Here is a 17634-nt window from a genome sequence, read left to right as displayed (position 1 = left end):
CGATCATCATGTTTGAAAAGATTTTAATTGCGAACCGTGGCGAGATTGCCTGCCGTGTGATTCGTACAGCTAAAAAGTTAGGTATTGCAACGGTTGCCGTTTACTCAGATGCAGATGCAAACGCACAACACGTCAAACTTGCCGATGAAGCAGTTTATATTGGTCAGTCCCCTGCAACACAAAGTTATTTACAGGTTGATCGTATTATTCAAGCAGCGATTGATACAGGCAGCCAAGCGGTTCACCCGGGCTACGGATTCCTTTCTGAAAATGACCAGTTTGCACTCGCTTGCCAACAACACAATATTTGCTTTATTGGACCGCCAGTGGATGCCATTTTAGCGATGGGCTTAAAAGCGACCTCTAAAGCTTTAATGGAAAAAGCTGGTGTCCCTTTAACACCGGGCTATCACGGAACCAACCAAGATGCCGACTTTTTAAAACAACAGGCAGACCGAATTGGCTATCCTGTTTTAATTAAAGCCAGTGCGGGCGGCGGTGGTAAAGGCATGAGTCTGGTTGAACGTAGTGAAGATTTTCTGCATGCCTTAGCCTCTTGTAAACGTGAAGCCAAATCGAGCTTTGGTAATGATGATGTCTTGATTGAGCGTTATGTGATTCAACCGCGCCATATTGAAGTGCAAGTGTTTGGCGATACACATGGCAACTACGTACATTTGTTTGAACGCGATTGTTCGGTACAACGCCGTCACCAAAAAGTACTAGAAGAAGCCCCAGCTCCACAAATGCCAAGCGAGAAGCTCGATGCAATGCGCCAAGCGGCAATTGATGCTGCACGCGCGGTAAATTATGTGGGCGCAGGTACGGTTGAGTTTATTGTAGAACAAGACGGTACGGCGTATTTCATGGAAATGAATACCCGTCTGCAAGTCGAGCACCCTGTTACTGAAATGATTACAGGTGAAGACTTGGTCGAGTGGCAACTTCGCGTCGCTTATGGCGAACCTTTGCCTAAACTACAAAACGAATTACAAATTCATGGACATGCGCTCGAAGCACGTATTTACGCCGAAGAACCAGAAAAAGGCTTTTTACCTGCCATTGGTAAAATTGACTATTTGCATTACCCAACTCAAAACCAATATGTACGTGTAGACAGCGGTATTGTTGAAGGCGATGAAATCACGACCTATTACGACCCAATGATTGCCAAACTCATCGTATGGGGCAAAAACCGTGAAGCTGCGCTTATTCAAATGCAAAATGCTTTAAGCCAATTCCATGTGGATGGCTTAGGTAACAACATTGCCTTTCTTGAAAAAATTGTACGCAGTGAGTCTTTTAAACAAGCCAAGCTTGATACCAACCTGATTCAACGTGAACAAAACTTCTTGTTTAGCCCTGAAGATATCAAACCTGAACTTGTAGTGGCAGCGGCATTTATTGAGTTTCTAAGCAAACTTAATAACAACAGCTCAAGCCAAAAACAGCTTTGGCAGGCTCAACCACTTTGGCGTTTAAATATTGCTTATCAGCACAGCATTAAACTGAATTATTTAAACCAAAATATCCAAATCAAGTTTGCCTCAAATGAAGGCGGCTTCACCGCAGAATATAACGGTCAAAGCTACCCGATTTCTGGCCAATTGATTGATGCACATACGGCCTCTGTTCAAATTGGTGGAACTCAGCAAAAGCTGTCTTTTAACCAAAGTCAGCAAGGCATTACCTTGTTCCAAAATGGACAAAGCTATAAGTTTGCTTATATTCGCCAAGACTTTAATCAAGCAGATAGCCAAGCCGATGAAGGCCACCTAAAAGCACCAATGCCGGGTGTGGTCACGCAAGTGTTAGTAAGTGCAAATCATAGCGTGAAGAAAGACGATATTTTAATGACGCTTGAAGCCATGAAAATGGAATACACCATTCGTGCGCCTAAAGACGGCTTGATTGTAGATTCCTACTTCCAAGTCGGTGATCAGGTCAAAGCTGGCGACGAGCTTGTGGAATTTCAGCCTGCGCAGGAGGAAGTTGCATGAGTGAGTTTGTCAAAATCGTGGAGGTCGGTCCCAGAGATGGCCTCCAAAACGAAAAGCAGGCTTTAACCGTCGAACAACGCTTAAACTTCATTAATGACCTAATTAATGCAGGTCTGAAATCGATTGAAGTCGGTTCATGCGTTTCAGCAAAATGGGTGCCGCAAATGGCTCAAAGTGATGAGCTCTTTAAGCAACTCCCCCAAACAACCGATGTGCAATTTAGCTTGCTCACGCCCAATATTAAAGGTTTTGAAACTGCTCAAGCGGTAGGATGCAAAGAGGTTGCGGTGTTTACCGCAGCTTCTGAAAGCTTTACCCGTAAAAATATTAACTGCTCCATTGACGAAAGCTTTGAGAAATTTAGCGATGTCATGACTGCTGCAAAAGCCCATAACATTCGTGTACGCGGTTATGTCTCTTGTATAGTCGACTGTCCCTATGAAGGCGCAATTGCTCCTGAACAAGTGGTGAAAGTTGTGAAACGGCTCTATGACATGGGCTGCTATGAGGTGTCTTTAGGTGAAACTATTGGTACCGCAACACCAGATCGCGTTCAAAAGGTTTGGCAAGCTTGCCTCGTTGAACTCGATAGTAAGGTTTTGGCTGGGCATTTCCATAACACTTACGGTATGGCAATTGCCAATATTTATCAGTCTTTACAGCAAGGTATTCGTGTTTTTGACTCGTCTCTTGCAGGACTTGGCGGTTGCCCTTATGCCAAAGGTGCCTCAGGTAATGTATCGACCGAAGATCTGTTTTATTTACTGTCACACATGGGCTTTGAAACTGGCATAGACTTAGAAAAACTGATGCAAGCCAGCCAAAATATTAGCAATGTATTAAACCGAAAAAGCTTGTCGAATTATGCAAATGCGTATTGGCAAACCAAGTGTGCGTAGTCATAAATTAAAATAGCTCAGCATCTGGTATAAGGCTTAATATTAGGCAAAGTACCAGATCATCCTATCTCATCTTTATCTCATTTCGTTCAGGAATTGGGACTAAATCCCTCATGCTATTTATTTAAAATTTATCATTTATCTCTGTATCAAATGCCCCTATCAACAGAAGCATTCTCTACCCTCTTTTTATTCTAAATCCGTATTATTTTTCATCCTTTTCTATCTTAGTCCTAAAAAAATTTATCTGATTATTTATAAAAATAAGATGCATCCATTTCAATTCTTGGGGAAATATATTCTTCCACCCAATCTAGCCATGCACGCGTTTTAGCATCAATAAAGTGGCGTGAAGGCAATAAGGTATAAACTCCTATATCGGGCGAACGCCACTCTGGCAAGATATGACATAATCTTCCATTCTGAACTGCATCTAAAGCCGAAAACATCGGCAATAACGCCACGCCCATATCTTGTTGCACCACATCTAACAATAACTCAGGGTTATCTGCAATGAGTTGCCCGCCAGTATCAATTTGGTAAGACTCACCCTTTGCATTTAATAAGTGCCAATCTGGTGTAATAGATGGGTTTACTAAGCGTAAACAGGCATGATCTTTTAAGTCTTCTGGGGACTTCGGCACACCATGTTTTTCGAGATAAGCAGGTGAAGCACATAAAACAGAAAAAATAGTACCAATTCTGCGTGCAACAAAACGGGAGTCTGTTAAAGATTCAGTGAGATAAAGACTGACATCCACCCCTTTTGCCAACAAGTCTGGAACGTACTGTGAAGTCGTATATTCCACGGTTAATTCGGGATAATGCTTACAAAACTCAGCCATCACTGGAAAAACATAATGATGCCCAAAGCTTCCCATGCTTAATACACGTAAACGTCCTTTGGGTTTAGATGCCGTTCCTGTTACTTCTGATTCTGCTTCATCCACCATTGAAATGACTTGGCGACAGCGCTCTGCGTAAGTTGCACCAATATCGGTCAGTGCCTGCTGGCGCGTTGAACGTTGTATTAATTTTGTACCTAAGCGTGTTTCTAGCTCGCTGATAAGACGTGAAACCTGTGCTGTGGTCAGATCCATCTGCTCAGCTGCTGCTGTGAAACTCCCGCTATCAATCACTTTCAGGAATGCATGCATTGCATGCAATAGTCCACCATCGAGATTTTTGCGCATAACGTAAATATGTTTTCCTAAATTACGGATTGTTGCACCAGTTTAGATCAACCACAATGACTAAATGTACATACATTGGCACTAATTCTTTTTAAGAAGAGGAACCGATCTTTTTTTATTTCGTATGTCACTTGCTCCAAATATTCAACTGGATGTTGAAAAAAGAAAGTAGTTCGAGCTACTAAAAATTCTAAGGAGATATAAATGAATATAGCTACAAAAGTCACTCCAAATATTATTGCAACAAAGGATGTGTCACTTGAAGATAAATATGTAAGTGATAACGGTACAGCATATATGACCGGCATTCAGGCACTTGTTCGGTTGCCTCTTGCCCAAACTCGCCGTGACGCGATGAATGGTTATCATACTGCTGGTTTTATTTCTGGTTATCGCGGTTCTCCTGTTGGTAACTATGATAGTTTCCTTTGGCAAGTTCAAGGATTACTTAAATCCCATAATGTTGTATTTCAACCTGGTGTAAACGAAGACTTGGCTGCTACCGCAATTTGGGGTACCCAACAAGTTAACCTTTCAGGCCAAGGCAAATATGATGGAGTGTCTTCATGGTGGTATGGTAAAGGCCCGGGTGTTGACCGTTCAGGCGATGTACTCCGCCATGCTAACTTAGCTGGTACCTCTGAACGTGGTGGTGTCGTTGCTTTATTTGGTGATGACCACTCATGTAAATCTTCTACAATTCCTCACCAGTCTGAACATGTCATGATTGGTTGTGGTATTCCAATTTTCTACCCAACATCCGTTCAACAAATTTTAGACTTTGGTGTTCACGCCATTGCTGTTTCACGTTTTTCTGGCCTTTGGTCTTCAATGAAGCTGGTCAGTGAAATTGTAGAAACTTCTGCTTCAGTTCATGTCGACCTAGACCGTGTTACTCCGGTTATACCAGAAGATGTCAATTTCCCAGAGGGTGGCGTCAATATTCGTTGGCCAGATCATGGCATTCAGCAAGAAGAACGTCTTTATAAATATCGCTTACCTGCTGTTTTGGCTTATGCCCGCGCCAACAAAATCAATACCGTAACATGGCCTTGTGAAAATGCCCGTATTGGTATTGCCGCAAGTGGTAAAGGTTATTTAGATACGATTGAAGCTTTACGCATTTTAGGTATTGAAGATGAAACTGCCCAACAACTTGGGCTACGTGTTTATCAAGTTGGACTGATTTGGCCTTTAGAACCACAAGGTGTTCGTGAGTTTGCCGAAGGCTTGCAAGAACTGATCGTTATTGAAGAAAAACGTCCAATTATTGAAACACAAATTAAAGATGAGCTGTATTCACTGCCTGACGGCAAACGCCCACATGTGATTGGTAAAGCAACTGATGGTAAAGGCGAATGGAGTACCACTATTGAAGAAGCACCGCTCATTGGTCACTATGAGTATCAGCCTGAACCGATTGCAAAAATGCTGGCTGCTCGCTTCTTAAAACTTGATATTCCAGAAAACTTAAAAGCACAAATACAAAGCAGAATCGACTTACTGCTAAAAGCAGAGCAAGAATCAAAACGTGTTATTGATCTTGCAGAACGTAAACCTTATTTCTGTAGTGGTTGCCCTCATAACTCTTCAACCGTAGTTCCTGAAGGTAGCCGTGCATTAGGCGGTATCGGTTGTCACTATATTGCCGTTTCACTTGACCGCGGTACTGAAACGTTCTCTCAAATGGGCGGTGAAGGTGTAAGTTGGGTAGGTGCATCACCATTTACCAATGAAAAACACATTTTTGCTAACCTTGGTGATGGAACCTATTTCCACTCAGGTTACTTAGCAATCCGTCAGTCTATCGCTGCAAAAACTAATATTACCTACAAAATCCTCTACAACGATGCAGTCGCTATGACAGGTGGTCAGCATGTAGATGGTCATTTGAGCGTTGCACAGTTAACTCGCCAGCTTGCTGCTGAAGGTATTAAAAAACAAGTCATCGTGACGGATGAAGTTAAACTATTAAACGAAGAAGACGGTATTGCACCGGGTGTAGAGATTCGCCACCGTAATGAACTCGATACGGTTCAACGCGAGCTTCGTGAAGTTACAGGTGTAACCGCTTTAATTTATGTACAAACCTGTGCCAGTGAAAAACGCCGTCGTCGTAAACGTGATGCCTACCCTGATCCGGCTGAGCGTTTATACATTAATAGTGATATTTGCGAAGGCTGTGGCGACTGCTCGAAAAAATCAAACTGTTTATCTATTGAACCTGTAGAAACAGCTTTAGGGACTAAACGTCAAATTAACCAAAGTAGCTGTAATAAGGACTTCACTTGTGCCGAAGGGTTCTGCCCTAGTTTTGTGACTGTTCATACACGTGATATGAAACGTCCAGCTAAATTTGAAGGCATTGGCGCAGGCTGGCCGACATCACCTGTTATTCCTCAGTTATATGACGTTCCAAGTCGTATCATGGTTGGTGGTATTGGTGGTACAGGTGTTGTGACTATTGGTGCACTTCTTGGTATGGCAGCTCATCTAGAAGGTAAAGCAACACGTGTTATGGACATGGCAGGTCTTGCTCAAAAAGGTGGTACGGTTTATTCATACGTTCAACTTGCGGCAAGTGATGAGCAAATTTCTTCTACCAAAATTCCGGCAGGACAATGTGAATTATTGATTGGTGCAGATGCGGTAGTGGCTGGTGGTAGTGCTGCTCTTTCTCGCTTAAAAGATGATGCTTTGGTTATTGTGAATGAAGACAGTACTCCTACTTCTGAGTTTATTAAATCTCGTGACTGGTATGCACCGATTAGCGATTTAATTGATCGCCTCCGTGGTCGTGTTCGTCAAGGTCAACTGGTTTCTCTGCCAGCAGCTCGCATTGCAACACAACTGTTAGGTGATTCAATTTATACCAACCAGTTATTACTCGGTATGGCATGGCAATCTGGTCGCATTCCATTACTGCGTGAAAGTATTGAAAAAGCAATTCGCCTCAATGGTACTGCTGTTGAAAAGAACCTTGAAGCTTTCCGTGTGGGTTGTCATCTTGCAAGTGACCCAACTTTAGCTGCTCGTTTAGTTGCAGCAATGCCAAAAACTAAAACGCCGCAAACTTTGGCTGAACTTGTTGAAGACCGCTCTGCTCGTCTAACAGACTATTGGAATGAAGCTTATGCAGCTAAATACCGCACACTTGTAGAATTGGCTGCTAAAAAACTACCTGAAGAATTAACAGGTACAATTGCAACTCAGCTTTATAGAGTTATGGCTTATAAAGATGAATATGAAGTTGCACGTCTTTTAACAGGTAAAAGCTTCAAAGAATCGATCGAAACCCAATTCGGTAAAGGCTTACGTTTAACGTATCATCTTGCTCCGCCAGCGTTATTTGGTGGCCTGAAAAATGTCCGTAAACGTGCGTTTGGTTACTGGATGCGCTTACCAATGATGATGCTTGCTCGTTTACAATGGCTTCGTGAAACTTTCCTTGACCCATTTGCACGTCAAGAAGAGCGTCAACATGAACAAGCATGGCGTGACCGTTACATCGCATTTGTTGAAGCACTTGTTGAAGCACCAGACAATCATAACTTGGCAGTTGCTGAGCAAATTGCAAAATTACCAGCAGAAGTTCGTGGTTATGGTCATATCAAAATGAAGGCAATGGATGCTGCAAAACAACGTTGGGATGAACTTACACCAACACTCATTAAAGTTCGTAGCTAAGAAATTGCTTAGAATGAAAATCTGAAAATAAAAAAGTCATCCTTAGGGATGACTTTTTTATTGGCTCAAATATTTATTTAGCCATTTTACGTAACGTCAAAATCTGCTCGCTTCGACCAAATGGACCATACACGTCATGTAAAACTGCACTGGTTAAACCAATGCCATCTGAGCCATATTGCTGAACGGTTTCCAGACCTAACCATTTACCTTTCGGATAACGGTGCATGTGAATCTGTAAATCAAGATTTGGGAAGCCCCAAGTAAATTCGCCTTCTTGTCTAGGCACAATCCCGTTTGCTGTATCTATCATGCCAATCAAATGGGCAAAATCTGTGGTCGGCTGCCCTTCAACCATTTCTTTATCATTATTAAGCCAAACAACCCCTTTGCCCGCGCGATGCTGATCATCAGTTTTAGTGACGAGTGTCTGGATAAAACCACCCGGCCATCTTTTCATACCCGGCCATTCGGTAAAGGTATCTGGGTGATGAACTGGTTGATCTTCAAGCCCAGCAATATCGGAACTATCTTGAGTACACATGCGCCATGCTCTAGCCACAATACAGGTTTTACCTTGGGCTTGCATTTCGGCTTCAATCAATTCAATGGTTTTACCGGCACGAATCACATGTGTCTTAATCGTAAATTCACCAAATGCAATTAGTCCAAAAATATCAAAACTAATTCGACCAATTCGCATATCTTGTCGTGGTGAAAATTGCTCTAACTCAGCTGCGATGACACCACTTGCAGGTGCCATATGCTGTTCATGAGGGTTCCAAGCCCCTTGTGCATGGACAGTTGAGCAATAATGAGCAATAACTTCGCCTTGAGGACCGATTGTTCTATTCAGTAATTGATAATAAGCATTCATGATTTTCTTTCCGTAGTCCTTATCCAACATCTATATTTGATGAAAATTCACGTTTTAATGCTTATGTTAACCCTCTATTTATTTGGCTCAACTGGTTTTTCCTACCAAAAACTCATGAGTCTAAAATTACAAATTCACTGAACAAAAATGTGTTTACTGTTAAATATGAATAAAAGATTAAAACCAAAAGTTATTTTAACTTATAAAAAAACCCGCTTTATAGCAGGTTCTTTTTACGCAAGCATCTGATTAAGGACGTTCACCCTGCCCCAAACGGCGTTCAATATCATCTAAAACATTGGGTAAATCAGCGACACTATCAATCACATAGTGAGCACCCGACGCATTCATTTTTTTGTATGCCTTATCTTTTAGAATGATCTGCTCATCCGCCGATAATGCACTCCACTCTTCAAAGCTTAAACCGACTTCGTTACCGCTAATCGCAAGCCCGACTGTCCAGCACCCTGCGTTTAAACCTTCATCAATGCCCACCACGGTATCATCTACTTTTACAACAGTTTTGATGTCCGATACGTCGAGTTGAATTAAGTTCTTCCATAGCATTTCAGGATATGGACGGCCATATTTCACGTCGCTGGCAGTAACGATACAGTCTGGACGGTAGCCCTGATCGGCAGCATCTTTAACCAAACGACCAATCATCATAGATGCATATCCCGTGTTACTACCAATTTTTGCACCGCGATTTTTAATATTTTCAAAAGTCGCCAATGCACCCGGTATTAAAGCCGAGCATGTCGGAATCGAATCTAATTGATAAGGAATAAAGTCCTTATATAAACGATCAATATCTGCTTCTGTTGCCGCTTGACCATAAACTTCCTGCCATGCAGCTGCTACTCGTGGCATTTTTAAAACAGCAGCAATATGATCACGTTTTTCTAAACCCATTGGCGCACGCGCTTCTTCAACCGTAATTTCAACTTTATTGTCTTTGAATAACGCCATAAAAGCTAAAATTGGTGCGCGTGAGCCAAAATCTACTGTTGTACCAGCCCAGTCAAAAACCACAGCCTGAATTTGTGTATTGTTGGTCGTCATGGTGTATTCCCTTTAATTCAAATGTTTTAATAAAAATTATGCTGTTACAGCTTGATTTAGATGGTTTTCACAGTAGCTCGCAATCGCAGCAAGAAGCCCTTCAATGTCATGAATATAAACTTCGCCAATATTGCCAATACGGAAACAATTAAGGTCAGTGACTTTGCCCGGATAAATTACATAACCTGATTTTTTCAGGGTTTCGTAGAAGGACTGAAAGCTAAATGTTTCGGCTGTCGGGTACAGAAAAGTGGTAATGATGGGTGATTGTGGGCACTCTTTACCGAGCACCAATTCAAAGCCAAGTTGTTGCATACCTTTAGATAAGGTTTGTTGATTTTGTAAATAACGTTGATAACGTGCAGCAACTCCCCCTTCGGCTTCAAGCTCAAGCAAGGCTTGATAAAATGCACGAACCACATGGGTTGGCGAGGTAAAACGCCATTTACCTTTATGCTGCTCCATCGTATTCCACTGGTCATATAAATCGAGACTGACCGAACGTGCCAAGCCTTTACATGCTTCTAGGCAATCACGCTTTGCCAAAATAAAACCAAAACCCGGAACACCTTGAATACATTTATTTGCACTTGAAATCAGAAAATCAATTTCAAGCTCAGCAATATCCATAGGTACTCCACCAAATGAACTCATGGCATCCACAATCCAGATTTTTCCTGCCGCTTTAACTAAACGGCCTATCTCTTGAATCGGATTTAAAATACCTGTGGTGGTTTCACAGTGCACACAAGCAACATGGCTAATGGTTTTATCTTCTAAAACGCGCTCAATTTCTTGTAAATCTGGTGTTTGGGTTTCTAAATAGTTCAGTTCTACAACTTCAATATTTAAGCAACACGCCATTTGCACCATACGTGCACCGTATGCGCCGTTATTAATGATCAAGATTTTGCCATCACGCGGAATAGCTGACCCAAGCACAGACTCTACAGCAAAACTTCCACTGCCTTGCATTAACACAGCCGTATATTTTTCAGGTTGGCTGGTTGCTAAGTTGACTAAACGAGAGCGAATATCTTGTACCAGCGAATTATATTCTTGGTCCCAAGTACACCAGTCTTTTTGCATGGCACGGCGTACTGTTGCCGATGTTGATAATGGTCCTGGAGTAAGAAGCAAATACTTGTTCTCTAAATCCATATCGAGTTGGGGTTGCATGTTCATAATGTTACTCATTTCTTTCGCGTTCATTTCAATATACATCAATCTGGTTTAAACCAGATGACAAACTAGTAAATATTTTGTTCTAATATTTCTTTCATAAAGCCAGCCCCTGTAGTCATGCCTTTGCCAGCAATCGCACTCACCAGAAAGATATTTTTTTCAGCTTCAGTGACACAGGCCAACTCATGTTCATGGGTCAGGTAATAACCATTCCAACGTTTTTGAATTGGAGGTAAATTCAGCCCTAGTTTTTCATGACAATAAGCTTGGATAAATTCATTAATCTCTTCACGCTGCTCGAACTGAGGCGCTTCGTTAATAGAATGATATTCGTGACTATCTCCTACGATCAGTTCGCCAAATTCGTTTTGTTTAATCAGAATATGAATACCGAATTCTTTAATGAAACCCTGCTGTGATGCTTTAACTAGCTCGGCATGACTTGGGCAAATTTCAAAAGCCGGATAACGTGAAATAGATAAGCCTGAATAAAGAGAAGCATTTAAGTTTTGGTGAAACGGTTGAGTCAGAGCCATTTGTAGGCCACAACGTTTCAGATTCAAGCTTTGTAAAAGATCTGGATATAAAACATCGATGACTTCACCGTGACAGATCAAAACTTTATTTGCCCGATAAGTCTCACCACTTGCCAAACGAACCTGACAACTTCCCTGCTGATATTGGGTTTGAACGACACAGGCATTGGTATAAATCTCTACACCTTGACTTTGTGCATATGCCAATAGTCGCTGCCCAACCACATGGGGTTCAACCGAATAATCTTCTTCAAAAACCAAGCCGCCTTGAAACTGCTGCGCGGGGTTTAAATAAGAAAATTGGGTGACCAGTTCATCATGGTTTAGCAAATGAACTGGAATTTGGTAATTATTTGCACGCTCGGCAAACTCATTTAAAACCTGCCATTCAAGTGCCGTATTGGCGAGATACACACCTTGTCTTTGCTCAAATGAAATATCGGTTTCAGCCTGAATGCGTCGATAAAAAGAACGCGTTTCAAGAGCGTACTTTCGCCACTGTTGCTCTGGATGGGTTAAGGTCGATGTTCCAACCATGCCGAAATTACGGCGAGTTGCGCCCACAGGCTTGGCATTTTTCTCGAAGATACAAACTTTCAAGCCTTGTTCTTGTGCCTGTATTGCAGCGGACAAACCTAAAATACCTGCTCCGACAACAATTAAATCAAACTGTACGTGATTCATAAGACTTCCAATTTACGAAATTTAGGATGAATAAACCCTTGCCTTGTTGAACAAAGCATTTCGTTTCAGTCGGTTAAATAAAAATTGTGTTTAGCTAAAACTTAGTGAGAACTTTCACGCCATTGCTGACTTCTTGCCATAATTTTTCTAGTAAATAACCAGTGAATGAGTTTTACAACACATGAGGTGGTTAAAATCAAAATGCTCATCGCAACAGCAGCAACAGTATCTCCTGCATCATCCATATTTAAAACAGCTACAGCAGCTAAACTGGTGTCTGGTGAATAAAGGAAAATCGCAGCTGACACAGTGGTCATGGCATTCACAAAAATATAGACCGATACATCGCATAGCGCAGGAAAACACATAGGCAAATAGACTTTCCAAAAGGTTTTCCACTTCGATGTTCCCAGAGTTTCCGCCGCCTGATCGAGCTGTAAAGGAATTTGTTTAATGGCATTGCTTAAAGTGAGATGCGGCACAGTGTAATAATGCATGATGGTTGAAATCACCAAAATGGTCATGGTTCCATACAGCACATTTAACGGATTACTTTGTTGGTTAAAAAACAAAATATAAGCAATACCTAGCACCAACCCCGGTACAGCAAGGGGTAATAAAACTAAAGCTTGCACATAGTTTTTAATGAGTGGATGTGCCTTAAAACGTTCGGTTAATAGTGCCACCATAAAAATCAGTGCTGTTCCAAAAACCGTACTAAAGAGTGCCATACGAACCGAGTTAAAGTACGCAGCCCAACCGCCGCCATCGACATATTCAAAACTGTAATGTGCTAAGGTCAAAGACAAATCATAAGGCCAAGACTGAATGAATGAAGCCAGCACTGCCGTAAAGATAATCAGTAAAATCGCACCTGAAACTAAACCACAAAATAAGCCCAGAACGACTTCAAGTTTTTTATTCGATGCTGAAACATAAGGTTTAGCCTGAAAGGCTTGAAACCGTGCATGGCGTTTGCTTTGAATACGATCGAAAATGAATACAAAAACTGCTGGTAACAACAATAAGATGGAAATCACTGCACCCATGCTCATATTTTGCTGACCAATAATCTGTTTATAGACATCAAGCGCCATCATGTTAAATGAACCGCCAATGACTTTTGGAATACCAAAATCGGTCAACACATAAATAAAAGCCACCAGACTTGCACTGATGAGTCCATACCGAATTGCAGGTAGTGTGACGTGGTAATGCGTCTTCCAGATATTTTTGCCGAGCGACAAAGAGGCTTCAATTAAACGCTGATCGACACTGCGAAAAGATACCATCATCAACATCAAAATTGCTGGAAATAGCCAAAAGCAATAACTGATTAAAATACCGATTGGACCATAAATTTGTATATCGCCCAGTAAAGGTTTAAACACACCTTGCTTACCAAACAAATAAACCAATGCCAAAGAAGGCAAAAGTGATGGCGCTAAAATGGGTAAAAAAGCGACCACTTTAAAGAAGCCTTTGCCTTTTATATTTACATTGGTGAGTGCAAAAGCATAAATACTGGCAAGAAATACTGTAATGACAGTAGCAGCACAAGCAACCCACACCGAGTTAAATATAGAGCTGAGTAAAGCTGGACTTGCAAAATAGTTATAAAAATTTTCAAGACCAACAAAATTTTGATTTTCATCAAAAAATGCGGTTTCAAACAGCATCATTAAAGGAGCAATAATTGCTAAAGTCAAAGCGATTGCGACCATAGCCAAAGCAATATTTGATCTTAATGAATATTCAGTTTTTCGACGCGGCTGTGTTTTTAAAACCGCTGAAGCAGCTTCATTTAACATAGTGCGTACCCTTGTTCGTCAAAGACATGAATGAGCTGATTAGGCACTTTTATAAACATGAGTTCTTGCAAAGATTTGAACTTGGTATTTTCAATTTCAATTTGCAAAAGGTGTTTTGCCTGCTCAATTCCATCGATATGAATAGTGCAAAACAAACGGCGTTTTGCGCCTAAAAATTCAGTGCTCAATACTTTAACCGGTAAATACAAAGACTCTTTATCACTACCAAAATTATCAACCAACTCGACAGCTTCGGGTCTAAAACCAATGCTGTAGCTTTGCCCTGCTTTAAGTTTTTGCTGTTCCAAATTCAGAGGAATAAAACCTAAAACCTCGAGCTGATTGACTACTGAACAAGTGGCTGTCAAAAAGTTCATAGTGCCAATAAACTTTGCAACGAATTGGGTTTGAGGCTTGTAGTAAATATTGTGCGGCGTATCAATCTGCTCAATGACGCCATGATTCATGACAACCACACGGTCAGAAATGCTTAATGCTTCTTCTTGATCGTGTGTGACCATAATGGTTGGCAAATTAAGCTGCGATTGAATCGAACGGATCTTTTGTCTTAGGTTTAGGCGTACCTGAGCATCGAGTGCAGACAAGGGTTCGTCCAATAGTAAAATATCAGGCTTCGGTGCAATCGCCCGAGCAAGCGCAACACGTTGCTGCTGCCCGCCTGACAATTGGTTTGGATATTTTTTAGCAATATCGGGTAATTCAATCAGTTCTAATAACTGCTGAACCCGTTGGCTACGCTGTACTTTATCCCACTTCTTTTTGTCTAAGCCAAACGCAATATTTTCCTCAACGTTTAAGTTTGGAAATAACGCATAGTTTTGAAATACAATGCCACAGTGACGCTTTTCAGCACTCAGCAATGTAATGTCCGTACCCTTTTTTATGACTTTTCCATAATCAGGTTTTTCTAGACCCGCAATTATGCGTAGTAATGTGGTTTTACCGCATCCTGAAGGTCCCAAAAAGCTCACGAACTCACCAGCTTTAAGGTCTAAATTAATATGCGTTAGAGCCTGAAAGTGTTGAAACTTTTTTTGAATATCCACCACTTCTAAAACCGAAGGTCCATGTTCAGGATATTTATAGGTCGTTAAGGTCGACAATAAATGCCCTGCTAACTCGCCCTTTTGGTTTTGACCCAGCAGCGATGATTGCAATGAAGAAGGAATTTGCATAATGAGGCCCTTATCCAAAAGATCACTTTTCAAAACGCTTTGACCATTCAGCCAAAATACGTTCACGCTGCTCGGCTGACCAATAAAAATCATTTTTTACCAGCATTTGAGGAAGATTTTTCGGGAAGTCCATAGTGGTATTTTCAATGCCTTTATAAGCCACCATTGAAAAGTTATGTGCATAAGCTTCGTTTGCCGCTTTGCTTACCGACCAATTTATAAATTTTTGTGCGCTACTTAATTTTTTGGTTCCTTTCACAATTGCTGAGGCTTCCATTTCCCAGCCTAAACCTTCTGTTGGATAAACCACTTCTAAAGGTGCACCCTCTGCTTTTAATTTAAATGCCGGATAACCGAAAGAAACACCAATAGGAATTTCACCCTGTGCTGCCATCTTGCAAGGTTTTGAACCCGAGTGAGGATATTGGGAAATGTTTTTATCCAAAGCCTGCATATAGTCCCATGCCTGCTTTTCGCCCCAAATTTGCATCCAAGCTGTGACATCTAAATAGCCTGTGCCACTCGAAGCCGGATTTGGCATGACAATCAGGTTTTTATAAATCGGATTGGTTAAATCTTTCCAAGTTTTTGGAATCGGTAATTTACGCTTTTCTAATTCGACTTTATTGGCACAAATTGCAGATTCCCATGCGTCCATACCCGTCCAAGTTGGTATAGGTTTTTGACTTACAAATTCTGGTTTTAAATTTTGGATGCCTTCAGGTTTAAAAGGCTCAAGCATGTCTTTCTTTTCCATCACCAGCAAACTGGTTAAAGCCACGCCAAAAACCACATCTGCTTGTGGGTTTTTCTGCTCTGCTAAAAGTTTAGCGGTGATAATACCTGTTGAATCACGTACCCATTTTACTTTGAGTTCAGGATAGGCTTTATGTAATTCTTCTTGGTACTGTTTAAGCTGGTCGGCTTCCACTGCCGTATAAACTGTAATTTCTTCTGATTGTTTTGATGTTGCTGATGAACATCCCATTTGAATAGCGACCACTACACCTAAAACTGATGCAGTACCGAGTTTAATTGTCTGTTGAACATACTGTTTCATCTGCAAACCATCGAATGCAATTATTTGATGATGGTATTTCAACAGCTTTATATGACAGTTTAATTAATCTGGTTTAAACCAGATTTCATTTTTATGCTCGCGCTTCGAAATGTAAATCTAAAACATCATGTAGCCAATATTCTTGGTCAACATCGGTAATTACGCCTTCTTCATTTCTGTTGCTACGGCAAATATATAAACCCAGTGCGCCCGTATTTACATGCAATGCTTTAGCCTGTTGGTCGGATAAAGCGGTTGGATAGAGGTTAATGTCAGCTCGGGTGATATGGCAGTTATATTGATTTGCCATCAGTAAAGTAATGGATTGCTTGAGATCGTGAGTTAAAAACTCAGGGAAAAGTTCGGCATTCACCCGTAAATGTTCAACTAGAACAGGTCGTCCATTAATACAACGACGTCGCCAAACCGAATAAATCGGATGCCCTTTTTCAACTTTTAAATGCTTTGCATCCCAAGAAGTGGCCTGAGTCAGTTCACTCGAAATCACTTCTGTCGAAGGTTCATAGCCTTGTTCAATCACAAACTGGTTAAAGTTTTTTGTCGATTGCGGGTGATAAATAATGCGAGGAGAACGAACATACCAACCACGGCGATCTAATCGATAAATCAGGCCATCAGTTTCCAAAGCCAGCAAAGCTTCACGTGCAGCCACGCGAGTGGTTTGGAATTGTTCCGAAAGCACTCTTTCTGATGGGAGTTTTGCGTGGGCTTCTAATACACCAGATTCAATATCATGGGCAATCGCATCGCGAATAGGAATATATTTAGGTATGCGAGCTTGGTCCTGTTCCATACAAACTTAGAATTTATAAATAAAGAAATTAATAGCAATATACTGAAAAAATGTGACAAAAGCTTTTATTAATGCTGATCTTTTAAGCAAAATGCGTCCTATTCCCCTCTTTTTCCAATTCAGCTTTTCCATAAAAAATCGTGTGTGCACGCGTACTCTAGCTTCGGAAAACTTTCCTTGACTCATCTGTTTATCAAGGAAAACGGCATAGCTTAGTCATTACATCATATTTATTGAGACACTTATTTAAGATAAAAATTCATATCTTGTACTGGCTCTTAAACAGGAATTGAGGATTTGTACTAACACTCAATATCCGCCCTCCTATATTACTGCCTTGTAGAATTAGAGTAGTATGGTCAATAAAACCCCAAAACTTCTTGAGTAATTTAAAAAATAAATCCACCATCTTATATTTAAAAACTCTCAATATAAAATCACCCATTTAATAAAAACTAAAATATTAAGAAAATTTCCTGATTTAAAAATAAACATAAAATTTTAATTTAATCAAAATTTCAAACAACGAATTTAATTAAAAAAAAACAAGATAAGTCTAATTCGTCGATTTATTAAACAAAACCATAGCTGCATCTCCAAGGTTAAATACCACTCGACTATTTATTC

General features: G+C 40.8%; 12 protein-coding genes. 3 read left to right on the top strand and 9 right to left on the bottom strand.

Annotated features, from left to right (window positions below; translation table 11 throughout):
* Window positions 1-8: 8 nt before the first annotated feature.
* Complete coding sequence (locus tag ACG59Z_RS09180; RefSeq protein WP_400198914.1) at window positions 9-2000, top strand: acetyl/propionyl/methylcrotonyl-CoA carboxylase subunit alpha; 1992 nt, start codon at window positions 9-11, stop codon at window positions 1998-2000.
* A complete protein-coding gene (locus ACG59Z_RS09175; protein ID WP_400198912.1) occupies window positions 1997-2899 on the top strand; it encodes a hydroxymethylglutaryl-CoA lyase in 903 nt (300 codons plus the stop codon). The genes ACG59Z_RS09180 and ACG59Z_RS09175 overlap by 4 nt, the downstream gene beginning before the upstream one ends.
* 251 nt (window positions 2900-3150) lie before the next feature.
* On the opposite strand, the gene ACG59Z_RS09170 is transcribed toward ACG59Z_RS09175, so the two are convergent.
* Window positions 3151-4092 (bottom strand): LysR family transcriptional regulator, encoded by a 942-nt coding sequence (locus ACG59Z_RS09170; protein WP_400198910.1) that lies wholly within the window; start codon window positions 4090-4092, stop codon window positions 3151-3153.
* A gap of 204 nt (window positions 4093-4296) precedes the next feature.
* On the opposite strand from ACG59Z_RS09170, the gene ACG59Z_RS09165 reads away from it, so the two are divergent.
* The gene (locus ACG59Z_RS09165) at window positions 4297-7779 is read left to right on the top strand and encodes an indolepyruvate ferredoxin oxidoreductase family protein (RefSeq protein WP_400198908.1); all 3483 of its coding nucleotides are present in this window, start codon (window positions 4297-4299) and stop codon (window positions 7777-7779) included.
* 73 nt (window positions 7780-7852) lie between these two features.
* Here the strand turns inward: ACG59Z_RS09165 and ACG59Z_RS09160 are convergent, their stop codons facing one another.
* The 8 genes from ACG59Z_RS09160 to ACG59Z_RS09125 all read right to left on the bottom strand — a co-directional run bounded on the left by ACG59Z_RS09160 (window position 7853) and on the right by ACG59Z_RS09125 (window position 17007).
* Window positions 7853-8656 (bottom strand): thioesterase family protein, encoded by an 804-nt coding sequence (locus ACG59Z_RS09160; RefSeq protein ID WP_400198906.1) that lies wholly within the window; start codon window positions 8654-8656, stop codon window positions 7853-7855.
* 249 nt (window positions 8657-8905) lie between these two features.
* Window positions 8906-9721 carry a phosphonoacetaldehyde hydrolase gene (gene phnX, locus ACG59Z_RS09155; RefSeq protein WP_400198904.1) on the bottom strand — a complete coding sequence of 272 codons (816 nt, stop codon included), beginning with the start codon at window positions 9719-9721 and terminating at the stop codon, window positions 8906-8908.
* Window positions 9722-9757: 36 nt separating this feature from the next.
* The gene (phnW, locus tag ACG59Z_RS09150; RefSeq protein ID WP_400199073.1) at window positions 9758-10945 is read right to left on the bottom strand and encodes a 2-aminoethylphosphonate--pyruvate transaminase; all 1188 of its coding nucleotides are present in this window, start codon (window positions 10943-10945) and stop codon (window positions 9758-9760) included.
* A gap of 26 nt (window positions 10946-10971) precedes the next feature.
* On the bottom strand, window positions 10972-12126 hold the full coding sequence (locus tag ACG59Z_RS09145; protein WP_400198902.1) for a TIGR03364 family FAD-dependent oxidoreductase: 1155 nt from the start codon (window positions 12124-12126) through the stop codon (window positions 10972-10974).
* Between the two features lie 101 nt (window positions 12127-12227).
* Window positions 12228-13937 (bottom strand): putative 2-aminoethylphosphonate ABC transporter permease subunit, encoded by a 1710-nt coding sequence (locus ACG59Z_RS09140; protein ID WP_400198900.1) that lies wholly within the window; start codon window positions 13935-13937, stop codon window positions 12228-12230.
* A complete protein-coding gene (locus ACG59Z_RS09135) occupies window positions 13931-15133 on the bottom strand; it encodes an ABC transporter ATP-binding protein (protein WP_400198898.1) in 1203 nt (400 codons plus the stop codon). The genes ACG59Z_RS09140 and ACG59Z_RS09135 overlap by 7 nt, the downstream gene beginning before the upstream one ends.
* Window positions 15134-15155: 22 nt before the next feature.
* Complete coding sequence (locus tag ACG59Z_RS09130) at window positions 15156-16193, bottom strand: putative 2-aminoethylphosphonate ABC transporter substrate-binding protein (RefSeq protein ID WP_400198896.1); 1038 nt, start codon at window positions 16191-16193, stop codon at window positions 15156-15158.
* A gap of 91 nt (window positions 16194-16284) precedes the next feature.
* Entirely contained in the window at window positions 16285-17007 is a 723-nt protein-coding gene (locus tag ACG59Z_RS09125) for a UTRA domain-containing protein (RefSeq protein ID WP_107880227.1), read from the bottom strand.
* Window positions 17008-17634 lie beyond the last annotated feature (627 nt).

Source organism: Acinetobacter sp. ABJ_C1_1 (assembly GCF_044684115.1).
Lineage (GTDB): Bacteria > Pseudomonadota > Gammaproteobacteria > Pseudomonadales > Moraxellaceae > Acinetobacter > Acinetobacter nosocomialis_A.
The sequence above is the reverse complement of the archived record's forward strand: the minus strand, read 5'-3'. Positions and strand labels throughout refer to the sequence as shown.